The organism is Flavilitoribacter nigricans DSM 23189 = NBRC 102662, from assembly GCF_002646595.1.
Taxonomy (GTDB): domain Bacteria; phylum Bacteroidota; class Bacteroidia; order Chitinophagales; family Saprospiraceae; genus Flavilitoribacter; species Flavilitoribacter nigricans.
The window spans coordinates 348,224-367,028 of sequence record NZ_PDUD01000009.1 but is presented as its reverse complement, the minus strand read 5'-3'; the positions used below and the strand labels follow the sequence as shown (position 1 = coordinate 367,028).

The 18,805-nt window shown below is 51.3% G+C and carries 11 protein-coding genes; 9 read left to right on the top strand and 2 right to left on the bottom strand.

Features of this window, described 5'->3' with window-relative positions:
• Positions 1–13: 13 nt before the first annotated feature.
• From CRP01_RS06265 to CRP01_RS06235, 7 genes are all read left to right on the top strand, one after another.
• The gene (locus CRP01_RS06265; protein ID WP_099149151.1) at positions 14–1,588 is read left to right on the top strand and encodes a hypothetical protein; all 1,575 of its coding nucleotides are present in this window, start codon (positions 14–16) and stop codon (positions 1,586–1,588) included.
• A 627-nt stretch (positions 1,589–2,215) separates the two neighbouring features.
• Entirely contained in the window at positions 2,216–5,317 is a 3,102-nt protein-coding gene (locus CRP01_RS06260) for a SusC/RagA family TonB-linked outer membrane protein (protein ID WP_099149150.1), read from the top strand.
• 104 nt (positions 5,318–5,421) lie between these two features.
• The gene (locus CRP01_RS06255) at positions 5,422–7,107 is read left to right on the top strand and encodes a SusD/RagB family nutrient-binding outer membrane lipoprotein (protein WP_099149149.1); all 1,686 of its coding nucleotides are present in this window, start codon (positions 5,422–5,424) and stop codon (positions 7,105–7,107) included.
• A gap of 353 nt (positions 7,108–7,460) precedes the next feature.
• On the top strand, positions 7,461–8,234 hold the full coding sequence (locus tag CRP01_RS06250) for a hypothetical protein (protein WP_143473289.1): 774 nt from the start codon (positions 7,461–7,463) through the stop codon (positions 8,232–8,234).
• A 59-nt stretch (positions 8,235–8,293) separates the two neighbouring features.
• Complete coding sequence (locus tag CRP01_RS06245; RefSeq protein ID WP_099149147.1) at positions 8,294–8,689, top strand: winged helix-turn-helix transcriptional regulator; 396 nt, start codon at positions 8,294–8,296, stop codon at positions 8,687–8,689.
• 74 nt (positions 8,690–8,763) lie between these two features.
• On the top strand, positions 8,764–9,810 hold the full coding sequence (locus tag CRP01_RS06240; RefSeq protein WP_099149146.1) for a DUF4405 domain-containing protein: 1,047 nt from the start codon (positions 8,764–8,766) through the stop codon (positions 9,808–9,810).
• A gap of 1,157 nt (positions 9,811–10,967) precedes the next feature.
• A complete protein-coding gene (locus CRP01_RS06235) occupies positions 10,968–12,458 on the top strand; it encodes a hypothetical protein (protein ID WP_099149145.1) in 1,491 nt (496 codons plus the stop codon).
• On the opposite strand, the gene CRP01_RS06230 is transcribed toward CRP01_RS06235, so the two are convergent.
• Both CRP01_RS06230 and CRP01_RS06225 read right to left on the bottom strand, forming a co-directional pair.
• Positions 12,459–13,088 carry a hypothetical protein gene (locus CRP01_RS06230; RefSeq protein ID WP_099149144.1) on the bottom strand — a complete coding sequence of 210 codons (630 nt, stop codon included), beginning with the start codon at positions 13,086–13,088 and terminating at the stop codon, positions 12,459–12,461.
• Positions 13,089–13,325: 237 nt separating this feature from the next.
• Complete coding sequence (locus CRP01_RS06225) at positions 13,326–13,949, bottom strand: RNA polymerase sigma factor (protein WP_143473288.1); 624 nt, start codon at positions 13,947–13,949, stop codon at positions 13,326–13,328.
• Positions 13,950–14,228: 279 nt separating this feature from the next.
• On the opposite strand from CRP01_RS06225, the gene CRP01_RS06220 reads away from it, so the two are divergent.
• A complete protein-coding gene (locus CRP01_RS06220) occupies positions 14,229–15,254 on the top strand; it encodes a FecR family protein (protein WP_099149142.1) in 1,026 nt (341 codons plus the stop codon).
• Positions 15,255–15,388: 134 nt separating this feature from the next.
• Complete coding sequence (locus CRP01_RS06215) at positions 15,389–18,790, top strand: SusC/RagA family TonB-linked outer membrane protein (RefSeq protein ID WP_099149141.1); 3,402 nt, start codon at positions 15,389–15,391, stop codon at positions 18,788–18,790.
• Positions 18,791–18,805: the final 15 nt, after the last annotated feature.

Genomic DNA, 18,805 nt, shown 5'->3' with positions numbered 1-18,805 from the left:
AAATTTCGTATCCATGCAACGCATCTTGTTGATACTGGCATTTGCCGGACTTAGCCTGTCATCCACTATTTACGCACAAAGTGTGGTCCGCATCAACGCCAATGAATATCCCTATCCTTTCATTTTTGTTTCGCAGAGCAAGTATAATGCCGATATCGCTGCGGGCAACCAGACCGACAGCCTGCTTTGGATAGGGGATACCCTGACGGTCCAACTGCCGGAAATGGAGGAGCCTCTTGAATTGCGCCTGAGTTTTCAGACGGAAATTGGTCGCAAGGTAGTTCCGCTGATCGTTTTCCCGGGGGACACGATCGGCGTGGAAATTGACGTGAACCGATCCCTGCCGGCCTCGGATCTGATCTACAGTGAGATAAGTGGTCCGAATGCGGCCGGACACCAGTTTTTGTACGCCCACGAATATTTCCCTCCGATCTATTACATGGACCGGATGAACGCATTTCTGCCCAAAACATCGAAGGACCGGCTATTCGAAGAGCTCCAGCGGGAATTTACCCGGCAGCTCCAACCGGTAGATCAATTACTGGCCGCCGGGAAGATCGATACGGGCTATTACGATCTGGTGCGCGGGTACGTGGAAACCCCGCTGCTGAGTAATGCTGTCTCCCAATTGTACGGCAAATCCTACACCGAATTTGAACAGTTATCCATTGAAGACCGGCAACATCTCGCGGAAGCGGTCTTTGCGGCCTATCCGCCCCTGGAGGAGAAGCGGCTTTACGGGAAACAGGGCAGCCTATACGCCATTAACTACTTTAGTTTCCAGCGGGCCCTGGCCATCGGGTCCGATCATTTCTTCGGGATGCCCAACGATACGGTTACGGTGAGAGGAAAGTCCTACATCCTGCAGGATGCCTTTCCGGGAATTTATCAGATTGAAGATGGATCATTACGCGAACACCTGTTCGCACAGATGTTGTATACCTACTACCAGATCCTGCAGGGAGATAATCAGTGGCTCGACGGGCAGACCGATTTCTTTTTCCGCCTGTATCCCCGCAGCAAATACCGCAGGGCCATCCAGTGGTCACAGGAGAACAGCGCCAATAAAAAAAGACCGGAGCGAAGGATGGCCGCCACGGGAGTGAAGGTCAAATCCCGCGTCCGCTCGGACGAAGCGGATCTCTGGCAACCGGTCATCCTGGATGAAACCTGGGACTTGTCCCTATTGAAGGAAAGCTCCCAGAATGTAGTGGGCGGCAAGAACCTTTATATCACCATCTGGTCCAGCGGATGCGAAAGCTGCCGGGAGGATTTTGCATTCCAGGATCAGACCGAAAAATTACTGGATCGATTCCGTGTGGAGCGGCTATATATTTCGGTCGACGATCCGGAAAATGAAGAAGCCTGGTTCCAGCAATTGTTCGAAAGACGACTCGGGGGATATCACCTGCGGGCGAGCGCGGCGCTCAAAAAAGAACTGGCCGCAGCACTCGGACTGGGTGAACTCTCGATGGAATACCCTCATTACCTGATGGTTAGCAAAGGGAAGATCGTTGAAAAAAATGCCGCCCGGCCCGGTGACTTTGAGGCCCTACAGGAGCAGGTCTTCCAAAATTTTGGCTATTGACCTAACCACTTTCCGTAACTCCTCATCCCACTGTATGCCTCCGTTATTGCTGCACTCCACCCGGAGTGCAGCAATACCCGAAATACACTCTTCATTTCCCGGTTTCCGAAGAATACCGGTGTATGTCCGTTCTGGTACTGAGGTCGCCAAAACTAGCAGGGTTGAGCGCTTTGGGATCCAGCGGATACTGACCAAACTGGTGTCGGAACTTCCCATACCGCCTTGTATCGGGCATTTTTACTTTCATCCGGAGAAACGCCTCGTTCATCTAGCAAAACTCCCCGTGGAGAGCTTTTCTTTTGCAATTTTTAGGTTATAAAAGAAAAAAATTTTAATATTGTTTTAACATTCCGTGTGCGTTAACGGAATGCACTACCTTTAGTAATGTAAGCGCTAATCAAAATATTGTTTTGTTTAGAGCCTGTATTTTTATTGTATATTTTAGTATTGTATAGCATATTAAACTAAAAAACTTCCCCCCGCCGGGACTCAAGCCAACTAAAAACCCGGTAGCCCCATGCACGACAATTACTTAGAAACTAAAGTCTGTCAATCAGATAATGGATTAGACGAAAACGACTATACACTAGGACAGACAATCAATTTTTCACTTTAAATTCACTATTTATGATTACCTATTCCCAACCCTATTTTATTAGGTACGGTCGATCATTATTGCTGATGATAATGGTCTTGATGTCCTACCAGTTCAGCTTCGCCCAACAGGAGGTGAGCGGAACGGTAGCGGATGAGAATGGCGACCCGCTGATCGGGGTGAACGTACTGGCACAAGGAACTACAATAGGTACTGTGACCGATCTGGAAGGCAACTATACGCTGGCTTTTCCGGATGAGGTGACCGCGCTCCAGTTTTCCTACACCGGATACGCCACCCAATCCGTTGATATCGGCGGGCGTACACAGATTGATGTGACCCTCCAGTTCGGGGCGGCACTCGACGAAGTAGTTGTGACCGCGATCGGTATCTCCCGCGAGAAAAAAGCCCTGAGTTATTCCATTACCGAAGTAGGGGCGGACGAGATCTCTACCGTTAGAGACCACAACCCGCTGAACTCCCTGGTCGGTAAAGTAGCCGGTGTAAACATTACACAGGGTACCGGCGGACCGGGTGCCGGTTCACGGATCGTTATCCGGGGTAACAACTCCATTACTTCCAACAACCAGCCGCTGATCGTAGTGGACGGTATGCCGATCGATGCTTCCGGCTCCAACAGTGGGGGTAGCGTTTACAACAGTAACGTGACCGGCGGTGGTATCACGGATATCAACCCGGACGATATTGAGAGTATCTCCGTACTGAAAGGTCCCAACGCAGCGGCGCTGTACGGGTCACGGGCCAGTAACGGGGTACTGCTGATCACGACCAAGAAGGGTACGGCCCGTCAGGGGATCGGCGTATCCATCAATTCCAACATCACTTTTGACAATCCAATGTTCCTGCCGGATTACCAGAACGAATACGGCCAAGGTACAGCCCAGAACGTACCGGGTAATGTAACGGATCTCAAGAGCGCATCCAGCTCCTGGGGACCCCGACTGGACGGTAGCTCGCAATTGTACTATACCGGTGAGAACCGCCCCTACACGGCGCAACCGACCAATGTGGAAGACTTTTTCCGCACGGCTCCGAAGGTGATCAACACCCTGGCCCTGGAAGGCGGCAGCAAGGACTTCAACGCCCGCTTTTCTTACACCAACAACCAGACGCAGTCCATTCTGCCGAATTCGGACCTGGAAAGCCACAACTTCACCCTGCGTACGCAGATGAACCTGTCTTCCCGTCTGAGTCTGGACGCCAAAGCGACCTACTTCTCCCAGGAACTGAACAATAAAGTTTCCCAGGGTTCGGAAGGGGTGCTGTCTTACCTATACTATATGCCGAGAAACGTGGCCATTCAGGATCTGGAAACTTACCAGTATCCGGATGAGTCTCTGGATGCGGTTTCCTATTCCGCTCTGGGTGCCAACCCGTACTGGCTCCTGAACCACGACCGCAACTTCAACCGCCGCGAACGCCTGCTGAGCTTTGCCAAACTGACGTACCAGTTCACCGACTGGCTGTCTGCATTCGCACGGGTCGGTACGGACGTGACCAACGTACAGGGAGAAGGCATTACGCAACCCGGCCACCACTTTGTGAAGCAGGGTGCGCTCAGCGCGAGCAATGCCCGGAACACGGAAACCAACGCGGACTTCCTGTTCATGATCAATAAGGATGTCGGTTCCAGTTTAAATATCAATGTGAATCTGGGTGGTAACGCTTCCTACCGTACGGGCGAAGGCGTGCGCTTCACCTCGAGCAACTTCAAGATCCCGACTCGTCCGATCCTGGCGAACACGGTAGAGAATGATCCTTTCTACACGCCGCTGCGTGAGAAGAAGGTGAACTCGCTGTATGCTTCGGCTTCTATTTCCTACGACAATTTCATTTACCTGGATATCACGGGGCGTAACGACTGGTCTTCTACCTTGCCCGAAGACAACCGCTCGTACTTCTATCCTTCATTCGGTCTGTCCTTCCTGCTGGATCGCTTCCTCGATCCGAACGGAGCTACCTTTGACCTGATCAAAGTTAGAGGTAACTACGCCGAAGTGGGTAACGACACGGATCCTTACCAGTTGAATACGCTTTACTTTGTAGCTCAGGACGGTTATCTGGGACGCACGACCCTATCCCGCGATGCGGTCAGAAAGAGCGAGAGCCTGCTGCCGGAAAGCATCAACTCTCTGGAATTCGGAGTGGAACTGCGCATGCTGCGGAACCGCCTGTACTTAGATATGTCCTGGTACAATATTGAGTCTACCGACCTGATCTACGACGTACCGGTACCGGCTGCAACCGGATTCTCCGCCTTCCGCGAGAACATCGGTAAAGTTACCAACACCGGGGTGGAATTCCTGATCGGCGGTTCGCCCATCCGTACGGGCAGTTTCAACTGGGATCTGTCTTTCAATTTCACCGCGAACGAAAACGAACTGGTTGAGTTGATCGAGGACCTGGAAAGCCATACCCTGAATACCACCAACTCCGGTAACATCGCCATTCAGGCAACTGTCGGCGGCGGATACGGTGACATCTACGGTACGACCTGGCGGACCAATGATGCCGGACAGGTGATCGTAAACTCCAACGGTATTCCTCTGGCTTCCACGGATCGCACCCTGTTGGGTAATGCCCAGCCGGACTGGATCGGAGGTCTGTCCAATACCCTGACCTACAAGAACCTGATGCTTCGCTTCCTGATCGACGCCCGTATCGGTGGTCAGGTGTATTCTGCGACCAACGCCAGCCTGGACGGTTCCGGTGCCTCGGTAGAAAGTCTGCAGTACCGCGATGGTGGTATCACCGTGGACGGTGTAGTGGAGCAGGAAGATGGAACCTTTGTACCGAATACGACCCAGATCACCGCTCAGCAGTACTGGGGAGCTTATTCCGGTATCGGCGCCAACTACGTCTTCAATCAGGATAACATTCGCCTCCGCGAATTTGTACTGGGGTATAACATTCCGGCTTCGGCTTTTGGTAACTCATTCCTGCAGGGAGCCAATATCAGCCTGATCGGACGGAACCTGTTCTTTTTGTCCAAGGACATTCCGCACGTAGATCCGGAAGCGAGCCTGGGTACCTCCAACAACGGTATGGGTATTCTGAGTAATAACCTGCCGACCCTGAGAAGTATTGGGTTTAACATTAGCCTGAAATTCTAAGATTAACCCTTGGTACAGGTTGATAATTTTTTATAAATTAAAAGACCTTGGTTAATAATCTATTGGAGAGATTCTCCGAAATTTCAGCTAGAAAAACTAAAAAAATGAGATCTAAAATAAAAATGTTGTGCCTGGTGCTGACGGCTATGTTCGTAGCTCAGTGTACCGGCGATTTTAACGATATCAACGTGAACCCATCCGGGTTTACCAGCGATGAGGTCAGTGGTAAGTTCTTTCTGACCCAGCCGCAATTCCAACTGTACGCGCCCAACCGCTTTCCGTACTGGCGGGCCCACCTGATCCACGCCGACCGTTACGCCGGTCAGGTGACCTTTGGTTTCAGAGGGTGCTGGTGGAACGACGGACTGGGCTACTCCTACAACAGCGCCTATACCGACGCTTCCTGGGGCTGGCTATCCGGTTACATCGGAGGTTTGGATAACTTCATGCGTCTGGTAGAGCGCGGTGGTGAATTCGAAAACGAATACATGTACGCCATGGGTCAGATCATGCGCGGGCTGTACTTCCAGATGTATACCGACGCTTTCGGGATGATCCCTTATACGGAAGCGGTAAACCGGGACATTACCCTGCCCAAATACGATGAGCAAAGTACGATCTACGCCGGTTTGATCAGCGAGCTGAACGAAGCAATGACCACGATCGGCGATGCCGACCGTACCGGAGCGAATGTAGACGATGTAGGTGAGAATGACCTGTACTACGGCGGTGATCTGCAAAAGTGGAAAAAACTGGCCAATACGCTAAAGTTACGGATCGCTATGCGTGCACTGGGTGCGCCGGGTGCGGACTTCGCCAATGCTGCGATCTCCGAGGCGCTGGCTGCTCCTCTTCTGGAAAGTGACAGTGACAATGCTTTGCTGGAAAAAGATATCGAGATTTCCCAGTGGGGAAGCGCCGCTTACGGTGACGTATACTACAATTTCGGCCGGGGATCTGACTGGAAAATGAGTAAGATCATGATCGATCTGCTGCGCGATAACAATGACCCGCGTCTGGATGCTTACGCCGATCCGGCTCCGGGTGGTACGGTAACCATTGAAACTCCGGACGGTACCGAAGCGGAACTGCATCAGAAGCGTCTGGATTTCATGCTGCAGGAACTGGAAAGCGCCGGTGTGGAACTGGACGTAACTACCGATGGAACGACGACCACCATCACCATGGCTGAGGACACCTACTTTGTCGGTCAGCCCGTACGCCTGAACGGTGAGACGCAGCCTTATGCCGCTTACGAGTTTTTCTCTAAGCCGGACGAATGGGTGATCCGCAGAAAGAACTCCGGTGATATTTTCCCCGAGATCATCATGACTACCGCCGAAGCTTACTTCCTGCGTGCCGAAGCAGCCGTTAGAGGTTTGGGCTCGGATGACGCACAGGAAATGTACAGCGAAGGTATCCGGCAGGCTATGAAAATCTGGAATATCGGTGATGCTGATATCGAAGTTTACCTGGCCAACTCTCCGATGGCTACCCTCGACGGTGATATGGACGCCCAACTGGAAAAGATCGCTACCCAGCGCTGGATCGCGGCCTTTACGGATGGTTTCGAAGCCTGGGCCATCGTGCGGGATACCGGCTATCCGACTTCCCTGGCGAACGGTGTAGATGATAACGATCTGTATTCCCCCGGCGATATCAACGGCAAATATCCGCAGCGCCTGCGCTACGGCAACCAGGCTCTGAATACCAACGGCAACAACGTAAGTACCGCCATCGGTGTGCAGGGCCCCGACCAGCAGGATACCAAACTGTGGTGGGCAAAATAAAGCTACACGGGTGAGGCCGGTCTGTCGTCTTCCCGGAAGCCGGGAAACGGCGAATGGAAAGGCCCGCACCCGTTTACCCATAATATTGGGATTTACCCCCTGTTCGAGTCCTTACTTCATGTCTCGTAGAGCGGTCAACGAGCGGCCACTGCACAAAAAGATCTGAAGAGAGGATTACACTCTCAATCGCAAATCGAATAGGATTTAGAAGCCTTCCGGAAGCAATTTCGGAAGGTTTTTTTATTAGCCGGGTGCAGAAAAGCAGATGGTGGATGACCGGAAATTTACGCCCCGGCCCCAACGGTCTGGCCATTTTTATCGTCTAACCTCTGGAACGCAATCTCTAATGATCTATGAAATCACCAAATTTGATGATCGGACTGGCGCTGCTCCTTTGTCTGGGGTGCCAAAAAGAAAGGGATCTCCCCCTGGAAGATCTGACGGATTTTGCCTGTCCCAATGACCAGCTACCACTGGTAAGCGACCCGGGCGAATGTTCTGCTGCGGGTCATCTCCTCGTTTGCAATGTTTACGAACTGGCGGAAACCAAATTCTTGGAAGCGGAGGATTACGCCTGGGTACCGATGTTGTGTAAGGATCCCGCTGCGTCGGTTTCCTACCTCAATGCAGCCGGTGAAAGCGCCGAACTGGAGATCACGAGCCGGGCGCACTACATCTACCGGTCGCGCAGTACCTTCAATTGCTCCGCCAGCACCGAACATGTGGACATCGTTTGCCAGCAGAATGAAACCGCTCACCTCGAATTCCTGGGAACTCAATTTGGCCCGGATACGCTCCATCTGGAGTTATCCTATTTTGTCAATGAGATCACCAACGAAGCACCGGCCGATCCGATTCTGCGGATCATTTTGTTCCAAAGCCGGAACCTGTCGAACATTGCTAATTTTTACCACTCGGTAGATGCCATGGCGGAAAATTATAGTACCCGGAAACGCACCTACCACAACTCCATCACTTTACTGGGGACCGAATACGGGGAGGTCATAGAGTTTAAGGTAAGTGAAACTTATAATGGAGCACCCTATCTCCATTTTTATCTGAAAAAAGGATTTGGGATCCTGGCTTATAAGTTACACGGTGAACTCTGGGTACAAAGCCGGGAATAGTCGCCCGCGGCGGGGAAAAATTACAACGGCTTCCTGCCGGTCAGAAAATTCTGTGTAAATTGAAGATTCATAATAGCGATGTGCCGGTGCCTGCCGGCCATCCGGAATTATTCAATCCAGGTAAAGCGATCATGAGTTATTATTCCCGAAAAATACCGGTCAAAGCGGACTGTGCCATTGAGAAGACCCTGAATGTGATCACCGGCAAGTGGAAACCGGCCATCCTCAGTGAACTGTTGCGGAGAGAGGCGCGGTTGCGCGATTTTGAACAGGGACTACCGGAAGCCACCAAACGTACCCTGACCCGGCAGTTGGGTGAACTCATCGACTCGGGACTGGTCCAAAAGGAAGATTTTGACGAATACCCCCGAAAAACGGTGTATTCCTTGACCCCGCTGGGACGAAAACTCGCTCCGGTCTTTACCGAAATGACCCGCTTCGGACAGTTGCTGTGATGGGGTAAAATTTGCCCCTTATTGACCTGCCGGTCTTCTGCCTCTACCTTTGCCCTGTAAAAAAAACACAGGTCATGAACAGAAGACTCCTCGGCAACATCCTGCTTTCCACCGTATTGATCCTGACAATTTCCGGTGCGGTAATGTATTTTATTCCCTTTAAAAAGACGGTCGCTTCCCTGCATACGGTTTTTGCCATACTGTTTTGCGCCGGGATCCTGCTCCATTTGCTGAACAATAAGATCCCCCTGGGAAATTACGTAAGTGGCCGCCGCCAGACCCGGTGGCGAAAATACCAGAGCCCGTTAATTTTCGGAATGACTTTATTGCTCGTACTGGGGCTCATGCTGGACCTGCCCGGTCTGAACGCCATCTACGACTGGGGGAATTCCCTGCGGAACCGGCAACTGGGCAAAAGCGAGACGAGTTTTGATTATGAGGTCATCGAGCTGGAACAAAAGCAGGGAGATCACCAGATCAAGGTCGAACTCCAACAGGGAGCGGCCTTTCAGTACCCGATGTTTGCCCTGTGGCTGGAAGATAGTCTGGGCAACTACCTGGAAACGCTGTACATCTCCCGGGTGATCTCTACCAGTACCTACGACTTTGGGATAAAACTGGGACGAAGGTGGAAACCGGCCGTGGTCCGTCGGCCCGAAGGCCTGCCTTACTGGGCGCACCAGCGTGGCATCCAGGCTTCAGACGGGCTGTACATCCCGCTGGACGGCGCGCCGGATCTCGATGCGGTTTCGGGCGCTACGCCGGTCGGCAATTTTGTAATTCATACCCGCACCACGCTGCAGAGCGGCAAAAAGTACCGGATCCTGCTGGAACTCAATCAGTCTTACGACTGGAACGAATATTTTACCAAAACCAGCTTTCCGGATGATCCCATTTATTCCGGTTCCGGGCGGGTCGGGCAGCCGTCGCTGGTCTATACGGCGGAGATCGGACAGCAGGCCTGCGGGGAAAAGCGTCATTTCCTGCTGAAACTCACCGGATACGGGCACCCCTCGGGAAAAACCGGGGAATTGTTTACGGCCCTGGAAAAGATCACCACGGCCAAAAACATTGCGGATCGGATCATTCTGACGGTGGAAAGAGAAAAGACCGAAAGGTGAGGTGAAGGTGGGACAATAAAAAAATCCCGCTCAACGGGGGACTGAGCGGGACTGACTAATGGGTTTTTTGGGTAAATACAAAAAGGAGTTACACATACACACATCTCGGTGTGTCCCTTTTAGGTTTGCAAAGACGATTGGGGCTTTCTCACAGCGATTGAGTCTGTTTTGGCTGATTTTGTTTGTAGCCGCATTTCCCCATCAGACTCAGGTTTTACTTCCGATTAGATTTCAATAGATTTTTCAAAAAGGTGATCCCCGCTGGTGGGGATTGTGTCGGCAATAAGGTGTCGTGGGCGAGCCAAATGATGCTCTGAGATGGATAGTAGCCGCGTTTTCCGGAGAAAAAGAAAACTGGGCAGCAATACATTTATTGCTACCCAGCCCGGAATAATAGCAACTATCTACTTATCTCCAATTGCCCTTCTAAAAAAATAAAACACCCTATAAAGTTCTTTATGGCCTGCGGCCATTGGATTGTAATTTTCTTAACCTGTCCGGCGAAGATCAGGTGTGGTAGGCAGCCCAGATCCGCTATCGGGACCGGGCTGCCCATGCCCTTAGATCGCTTTCGTGAACTCCTTTCTGCCTCCGTTCCTACTCCTCGTTTCTAAATTCAATCATAGTATGTAATACATTGCTAGTGCGATAGGGCATTAGCTTTCAAGGTTTTGGGGGACGTTGGCAGCAGGTTGGGGTAAAACCTGTTGCTGCCCGTTGAATCAAAAGCGATCATAGTGATGACTTTCCTGGCATTAGTTTCTATACTGTCTAAAAAGGTTGGATGGTAAGCGAACCTACCATCCAACGACTTATTGAGTCTTGCAATTAAGGACAGATAGATTGAGAAATAAACCAGATAATCTTTATGTCAAGTTTCGACTGTTTTTGTCTTTGTTTGTAATCCGTTGATTACGCTTACAAATTTAGGGGATGAAGCAAGGCGGGGAAAACCACTTTTTGCCAAAAGTTGAAGTTTCTGACTGTGTTTTACGGAGGTTTTTAAAACCAGGTATTAAAATTTAATTAGTTGTAAATCAGTAATTTGTGTGAAAAACTGAATTAAACATAAATTGTCAAAAAGTTAAGTTTCTAAAAACTGAATTTTTTTTTATTTTGTAGGAAATTTTTGAAAATCTTAACGAAAAGGAGCTTTAATGAAGCGAAGAACGGATCTGTACGAACTGATCCGGGCCATGTCTAAGTCCGAAAAGCGGTACTTTACTATTGACGCTCAGAAGACCGGGCGCAAGGGAAGTCGCTACCTGGAACTGTTCCAGGCCATCAACGATATGGAAGACGATGATGAGAAAGCCCTGAGAAAGCAATTCGGCAGGAACCTGTCTACGGATAAGAACTACCTGTACGAAGCCATTATGCGGAGTATGCGGGATTACCGCAGCGCCAACTCCCTGGCGGCCCGCATCCGGGAAATGATCCTGGACGCCAAATACCTTTCCGAACGGGGCCTCTACGATCAGTGCCAGGAACGTTTGCAGAACGCCAAGGACCTGGCCGAGAAGCTGGACGATAACCTGGGCCTGCTCGAGATCCTCAAGGAGGAACGACGTTTGGTACGGGACCGCCGCTCCAAAAGTTACGAGCAGGTGGTGGAACAACTTTCCGAAGAATCCAGTGAGGTACTGCAGCGGATCACCGATGAGATGTGGTACCTCGCCATTTACGAGGATCTGGTCAATATCGTGCTCCAGAAATTCCGGCTGAGTGACGAAAAGGATATCGAGCGGGTAAGGGCCAAATTCTATCCGCAACTCGTAGCCCGGGATCCGGAAATGATTTCCCCGGGTTCCCGGCGACGATTTTACCAGTGCTGGGCGCTCTACAGCCAGTTGCTCGGAAATTTTGACGATGTTTTCCAGTACTACGAAAAGGTCATCGACTGGTGGGACAAACACCCGCTGAACAAAGAGGAGGAGTTTCATAAGTATATTGTGGATATTTCCAACTACCTGCACGGCTACGCTACCAAGGGGCAGTACCAGTATTTTCCCAAGCTGATCGAAAGTATGGAGAATGCCCGGCCGAAAAACCTGCATGATAAAAGTCTCGTCTTTCAGAAGATCAGTATCTACAAGCTGATGTATTTCATCAATACGGGTGAGAACCGCGGACTGGATGCCTTTCTGGAAACCGTGGAGAAGGGGCTGTCCACTTATTTTATCAGTCCGGGTAGTCAGCTGGTGCTTTTATTCAACACGGCTATTCTGCTGTTCATCCAGGAAGATTTCCAGGCTTGTAAGAAATGGTGTGAAAAGATATTCGCGAAGAAAAAGGTCAGTAGCCGGATCGATATCCAGCGGGCCGGACGGCTGTTGTACCTGATCTGTGAATACGAGATCGACGACCTGGACGGTCCCGAAAAAGCCCTGCGCTCGGTGAACCGCTATTTTCAGATCAACGACCAGGTACAGGAGAAAAGTGAATTTGAAAATCTCATTACCACCACGGTACACAAGTTGATCTTTGTGCCGATCATGGAGAAACAGCGGACCTTCCAGACACTGATCGAAGAGATCAAGGCCCAGGGCGAACGCAATAAGGTGCCGCTCGGTCTGGATGAGTTGTGTACGATCTGGGCCACCGGAAAGATCAAGAAGAAACAGATGGCCCAGTTGCTCAATCAGTAATTAGTACTGGATGATGAGCAGGCCGCCCGCTCTTTTGATATTGATCGAGTTTTTGGTGATGCGGAAAGAGTAGATATAACAATTCGCTTTGGCCCCCTGAGCGTCGAATTCCTGGGGGGTATCCGTAGTGTCTTCCGGATCCGGATCGATGCGGATGTTGCGGGCAATACTGGTGTCGATATCCGATGCGCCGATAATACTGGTATCGATATCGGAGGCCCCAATGATGCTGGTGTCGATGTCGGAAGCCCCGATGATGGACAGCACTCCGAGTTCTTTGTTGAACATCAGCGTGAACTGCTTGCGCAGGGTAGAGATCTTAAAGTAACGTGGGCTTATGGCCAGACGCCGAATCGGACTCTCTTCCAGTTCCCGGTCCGGCGTACCACCGGTATTGCCGGCATCATCGTCCGGGATCTCGGGAGTGGTCGGATCTTCCTTATCCTGCGGTGGAATGATCACCGGCAGGGCCGTCGCTACCGTCAACTGGCCGTCGAGGGTGCCGACCACAATACCGTTCTTATTGTTGAGGTCAAAGGGAATGGCCCGATTATTATCGATGAGATACAAAGTCGACATATCGGGAGAGAGGGTAATAGAGTTGGTGGTAGCTTCTTCAATTGGATTCACTCGAATATCTTTAGGAGTTTCAGTAGGTGTTGCTTCGGGTTTCCTTCGAAACAAATTCAGGATCGAATCAAATATCGACATGGGTTTGTAGTTGTTGCTCGGCCAAAAGTACAGGTTTTCCCCAACTTTATATCCCGAAATAATAAGGCATTTCGCCCAATTGGCGGAATAATTGACCCGCCGGGGAAGAAACGCGGCCAATTTCCTTTCCGTACGCTGCGTACCGCGCCGGGGGCATCAAAACCCCAGTAGGGGATAGAGGGACAATAACAACCAGATATCCATCTTAAAAAAGCGTTTGATGGTACTGCTGCCCTGCAGTTTCTTGAGGGCCCGGTACAGGTGGTTGGCCACTACCTGGTAGGATATCTGCAGCGTTTTGGCAATTTCGGGCAAACTCAGATCCAGATAATACCGCAGATAGATGATCTCCCGCTGGCGGGGCGGCAGATTATCCAGCAGTTCACCGACCAGTTGCTTTTGCTGCGCGCTCGATTCTCTTTTGATGAGCACATCTTCTATACCGATGTCGAACAGATGATCTTCCTTGTCAACAATGTCCTCCAGGGTGCTGTTCGTCCGTCTTTGCCGTTTCAGTTCCAACAGCAGCCGTCGGCGAAAAGAAGTGATCAGGTAAGCGCGGAGGTTCTTGACGTCAGGGGAGAGGGAAGCGCGGGATTCGTAGAGGTTAAGAAAGAAATCCTGCAATACATCTTTGAGAAATTCGGGCTTGGGAGTAATGCGGTAGCCGTAATGGTAGAGCAATTCGTAATAATCAAAAAAGAGCCGGGAGAAAGCTGCCTCTTCTCCTGCTAAAAATGCAGACCACAGTTTGATTAGTTCCTTGTTCTCCTTTGCCATTTTGTGCAGGTTCTCATCCGGTTTCCCAAACAACAACGGGCGGTAAAGTTGCTGTTTTTACCAGAATTATCACGCTACGCTTAGGTTAAATTTAGCATTAAAATCAAAAAAAATTCGGTGCGTACCGCTTTTTTTAATACCAAAAACTGATTTTTTTTCAAATATTGGGTTAAAATTTTTTTCCTGCATACTCTATATCTGTAACACGGGTGGATAAGCTGTGTTGACAAAACGAAAAACTTCCTGTGCGCAGCGGCTATAGCATCAGAACGGTAAAACATGAAAAGAAAAAAAATCGATAATCTGGAAGACCTGCTGGGTGAACCCTCTTTCCGCGAGTGGGTGTCCGGTGAGCGGGAGGATCAACAACCGTTCTGGGAACAGTGGATCCGGGAAACCCCGCAAAACCGCCAGCTCGCCGAACAGGCGATCTCGATCCTGAAAGGTATACCGTTCGAGATCCGGGAAGTGCCGCTGGAACCGGCGATGATCCGGGAAGAATGGCATAAACTGCATGCAAAAACCAGCACGTCTTCGCCCGGGGAGGTCCCTGGGCCGGATAGTCGACGCCTCCGGGTACACACCTGGGGGTTACGGATCGCGGCCGGATTTGCCCTGCTGATCCTCAGCGGGTTCTTGCTGGAGTATTTCGTACTCAATCCCTACGTGGACCACCATACCGCCTTCGGGCAGCAGATGACCATCATCCTGCCGGACAGTACGCTGGTAAAACTAAACGCCAATAGTACCCTGAGCTACCGGAAACAACGCCCCCGCAAGGTCTGGCTCGACGGCGAGGCCTTTTTCCAGGTGAAAAAGAAACCGGAAACGGGCGCTAATTTTCGGGTGCTGACCAACGATCTCACCGTGGAAGTGCTGGGCACAGCTTTTAATGTGATCGAGAAAAAGGATAAGACCGAAGTGGTGCTGGAGGAAGGAAGCGTCAAGCTCAACCTGAACCGGGATTTTGAAAGCGAACTGCTGATGAAACCGGGAGACCTGGTGAGTTTTTCGGTACAGGATGAACAAGATCCTATCCTCAGCCAGGTGAAAGCAGAAAAAGTAACCTCCTGGAAAGACGGTGTCCTGGAATTTGAGGATGTGCCCCTGACGGAGCTCATGGACCGCATCCAGGCCATTTACGGCTGGCAGGCAGTATACTACGATGAATCTCTAAAAGAACGAAAAATATCACTGGGGCTTCCCGCTGAAGACCTGGAAAGTGCCCTGCTTATCCTCAGTAAAACGATGGGAATGAAGATCGAAAAAGTCGAGGGCGAAGACAAAGTCCTCTTGCTGCGATAGTCATTCCGCAATACCCAAAAATGTAACCTTTCGAGTAAGGTAGAGATCAGCTGCTTTTGGCAAGGAACGTACCATTCGTTGCCGGGCCCGTGTTATGCCAACTTTTTACGAACAACAACCACAATGCTCACGATATGAATAAAATGAAACATTTACTACTAGCCATGATCCTGCTCCTGGCGGGAGTCGGTTCGCCGGCGCTATCGGCGCACACCGCGGACCACTCCGTCACCATGGAACAGAGTATCCTGCTGACCGAAGTACTCGATCAGCTAAGTGAAGAGTACAAGGTATTCTTTTCCTACGATGCTGATCTGTTGCGGGGTATTGAAGTGGAAGTCGATCTCAGCCGTTACCGTACGCTGGAACAGGCCATTGCTGGTCTGCTGGAACAGTCCGGTTTAAAATACGACATGATCGGCCCCAAATACTGCGTGATCTACAAAGATAACCGACAGGGCAACCGGAATAAAAGAAAGCTGGAGAGAAAGATCCGGCAGATCGAAGCCCTCGAAAACCGGGGGAACCTGAGTCTGCAGCGGACTACGGGCAGCGACGACGGCAAAATGCCGATCCGCTCCATCAGCCGGGGATTATCCCAGCTGGCGGTAGTTTTTACCGTGACCGGTACCGTGGCCAATGACGCGGGCGAACCGCTGACCGGGGTCAATATTCTGGTGAAAGGTTCCGGCAAGGGAACCATTACCGATATTGACGGTAAGTTTACCCTGGAACTGGACAACGGAGATGAAACCCTGGTGCTGTCCTACATCGGACACGAAACCCTGGAAGTACCGGTACGCAATCGCTCGGAAATAACCATCACCATGCGGGAGGATATCGCTGCGCTGGACGAAGTGGTGGTGATCGGCTACGGTACGGCCAAAAAATCGGACGTGACCGGGGCGGTTTCCTCGATTAAATCCGAAGAGATCACCAAAGTATCTTCCGTGCGGGTGGATGATGCCCTGCGGGGTAAGGTAGCCGGCCTGCAGATCATTCCTACTTCCTCTGCGCCCGGTGCCGCTTCCACGATCCGGATCCGGGGGAGTAACTCCATTTCCGCCAACAACGAACCGCTTTACGTAATTGACGGCTTCATCGGCGGCGGCAACCTCAACGATATCAACCTCAACGATATTGAATCGGTCGAAGTGTTGAAAGATGCTTCGGCGACCGCCCTGTACGGTTCCCGGGGAGCGAACGGGGTGATCCTGATCACGACCAAGCGGGGCAAGGCGGGCCAGTCCCGCATGTCCTACGACGTCTATACCGGATACCAGGCGCCCATTCGCCTGTTTGAAATGCTGAATGCCAGCGAATACGCCTCCTGGACCAATGAGGTGAAGGGCTCCAATATTTACCCCAATCCCGATGCATTAGGCGAAGGCACCGACTGGCAGGAAGAGGTCTACCGGAATGATGCCCCCATCACCAGCCATACGCTGTCCGTATCCGGAGGTAGCGCAAAAACGCGTTACTTCCTTTCCGGCAACTACTTCGATCAGGACGGTATTTTTATTGAAAGTAATCTGAAACGCTATCAGTTCCGGGTCAACGCGGATCACGATGTGAACGACCGCCTGCGGCTGGGGAACTCCGTGACCATCAGTCGGACCATCGATAATCCCCGTTCGACTAATATTATCAATACTGCCGGTTGGGATCCCACCCTGCCCGTGCGGGATGAGGACGGGAATTTTACTTTCCAGACGGTGAGTAGCGAATTCAGTGCCGATAATCCGGTTGCCAATGCGGTACTCAACGTCAACCAAAGAACGCGAAATCGCCTGCTGGGTAACATCTTCGGTGAATTCGAACCGATAGACGGACTGACATACCGGCTCAGCCTGGGCGCCAATCTGAATAATTTCCGTAACGAAAGTTACGCCCCCTCCACGCTGTACAGCCAGCGGGGCAATCAGGGAACGGCTACCATCTCCAATGGTGAAAATCTTGACCTGCTGACGGAACACACCTTATCCTACGCCAAGGATTTTGGCGATCACAGCCTCAATACCCTGATCGGTTATACCCGCCAGCGGATCTTCAATACCAACAGCAATGTCCAGACTAGAGGCTACGTAACGGATGCCTTCACCTTCAACAATCTGGGAGCTGGGGTGGAGAGAAGTGCCGCCGGATCCGGTTCTTCCGAGATCGGTTTTGAATCCTTCCTTTTCCGGGCCAATTACTCCTGGAAAAGTAAGATCCTGCTGACGCTTTCCGCCCGTTCGGATGCATCCTCGGTGTTTGCGGCCAACAATAAGCGAGCGCTGTTCCCTTCCGGAGCGATTGCCTGGCGACTGATCGAAGAGGATTTTATTCAGGGCATGGGGATCTTTGATGACCTGAAATTGCGGGTCAGTTACGGTCGACTGGGTAACCCCGGTCTTGGCTTCGGTGCTTCCCTTACGCGGCTGTCCAATAGCGGGAACAACTATATCCTCGGTACCAATCAGGATGTGGTATCCGGTATCGCCGCCAACTCCCTGGGGAACGATAACCTGAAATGGGAAACGACGGATCAGTTCGATATCGGGATCGATGCGGGTTTCTTTGACAATCGCCTGCAGGTCACGCTCGACTATTATTCCAAGCTGACGAACGATCTGCTTATCAATGTGCAGGTGCCCTGGCTGACCAGCTTCTCCACTTCCCTGTCCAATTTCGGGCAGGTCTCCAATAAGGGGCTCGAACTGGCCATCTCAACGATCAATATCAACCGCAACGACTTCCGTTGGGAAACCACCTTCAACATTGCGACCAATAAGAACGAAGTGGTCGATATCTTCAACGAAGAAGGGTTCATCTACACCAACTCCATCGGTGGGGTAGAGGCCGTGGCTTCCGGTATCCTGCAGGAAGGAGAACCCATCGGTACCTTCTACGGTATGGTACGGGACGGCATCTGGAACTCCGAACAGGAGATCGAAGATTCCGGACTGACCGGATTTTCGGTATTCGCGGGTGGTAAGCGCTTTGTGGACCTGAACGGTGACGGAGTGATCAGTGCCAGTGAAGACCGGCAGATCATCGGTGATGCCAATCCGGACTTCTTTGGAGGCATGGGAAATACCTTGAGCTTTAAAGGTTTTGATCTTTCCTTCTTCCTTTCATTTACCGTAGGCAACGATGTTTTCAATGAAACTGACAGCCGGGTAGGTGTGGCGTTGGACAACAACACCTTTAAAAGATACGCGGATCGCTGGACGCCCACGAACATGGATTCTGACGTACCATCGGCGGAAGGAGCCGCCAGAACGCTGATCACTTCGGATACGGGCGTCATTGAGGACGGTAGCTTTGTGCGGCTGCGGAATATCAGTCTGGGGTACAACTTCCCCGTGCAGTCTCTGAACTGGATCCGGTCGGCCCGGCTTTACGCCAATGCGGTCAACCTCGTCACCTTTGACAGCTACAGTGGCTACGACCCTGAGATCAATCGCGGTTTCGATAACCTGCGCCGGGGTTACGATCAGGCCCAGTATCCAACCACCAAGATCTTTACGCTGGGCCTGCAAGTCGGCTTTTAGAACACTCCTTGATTA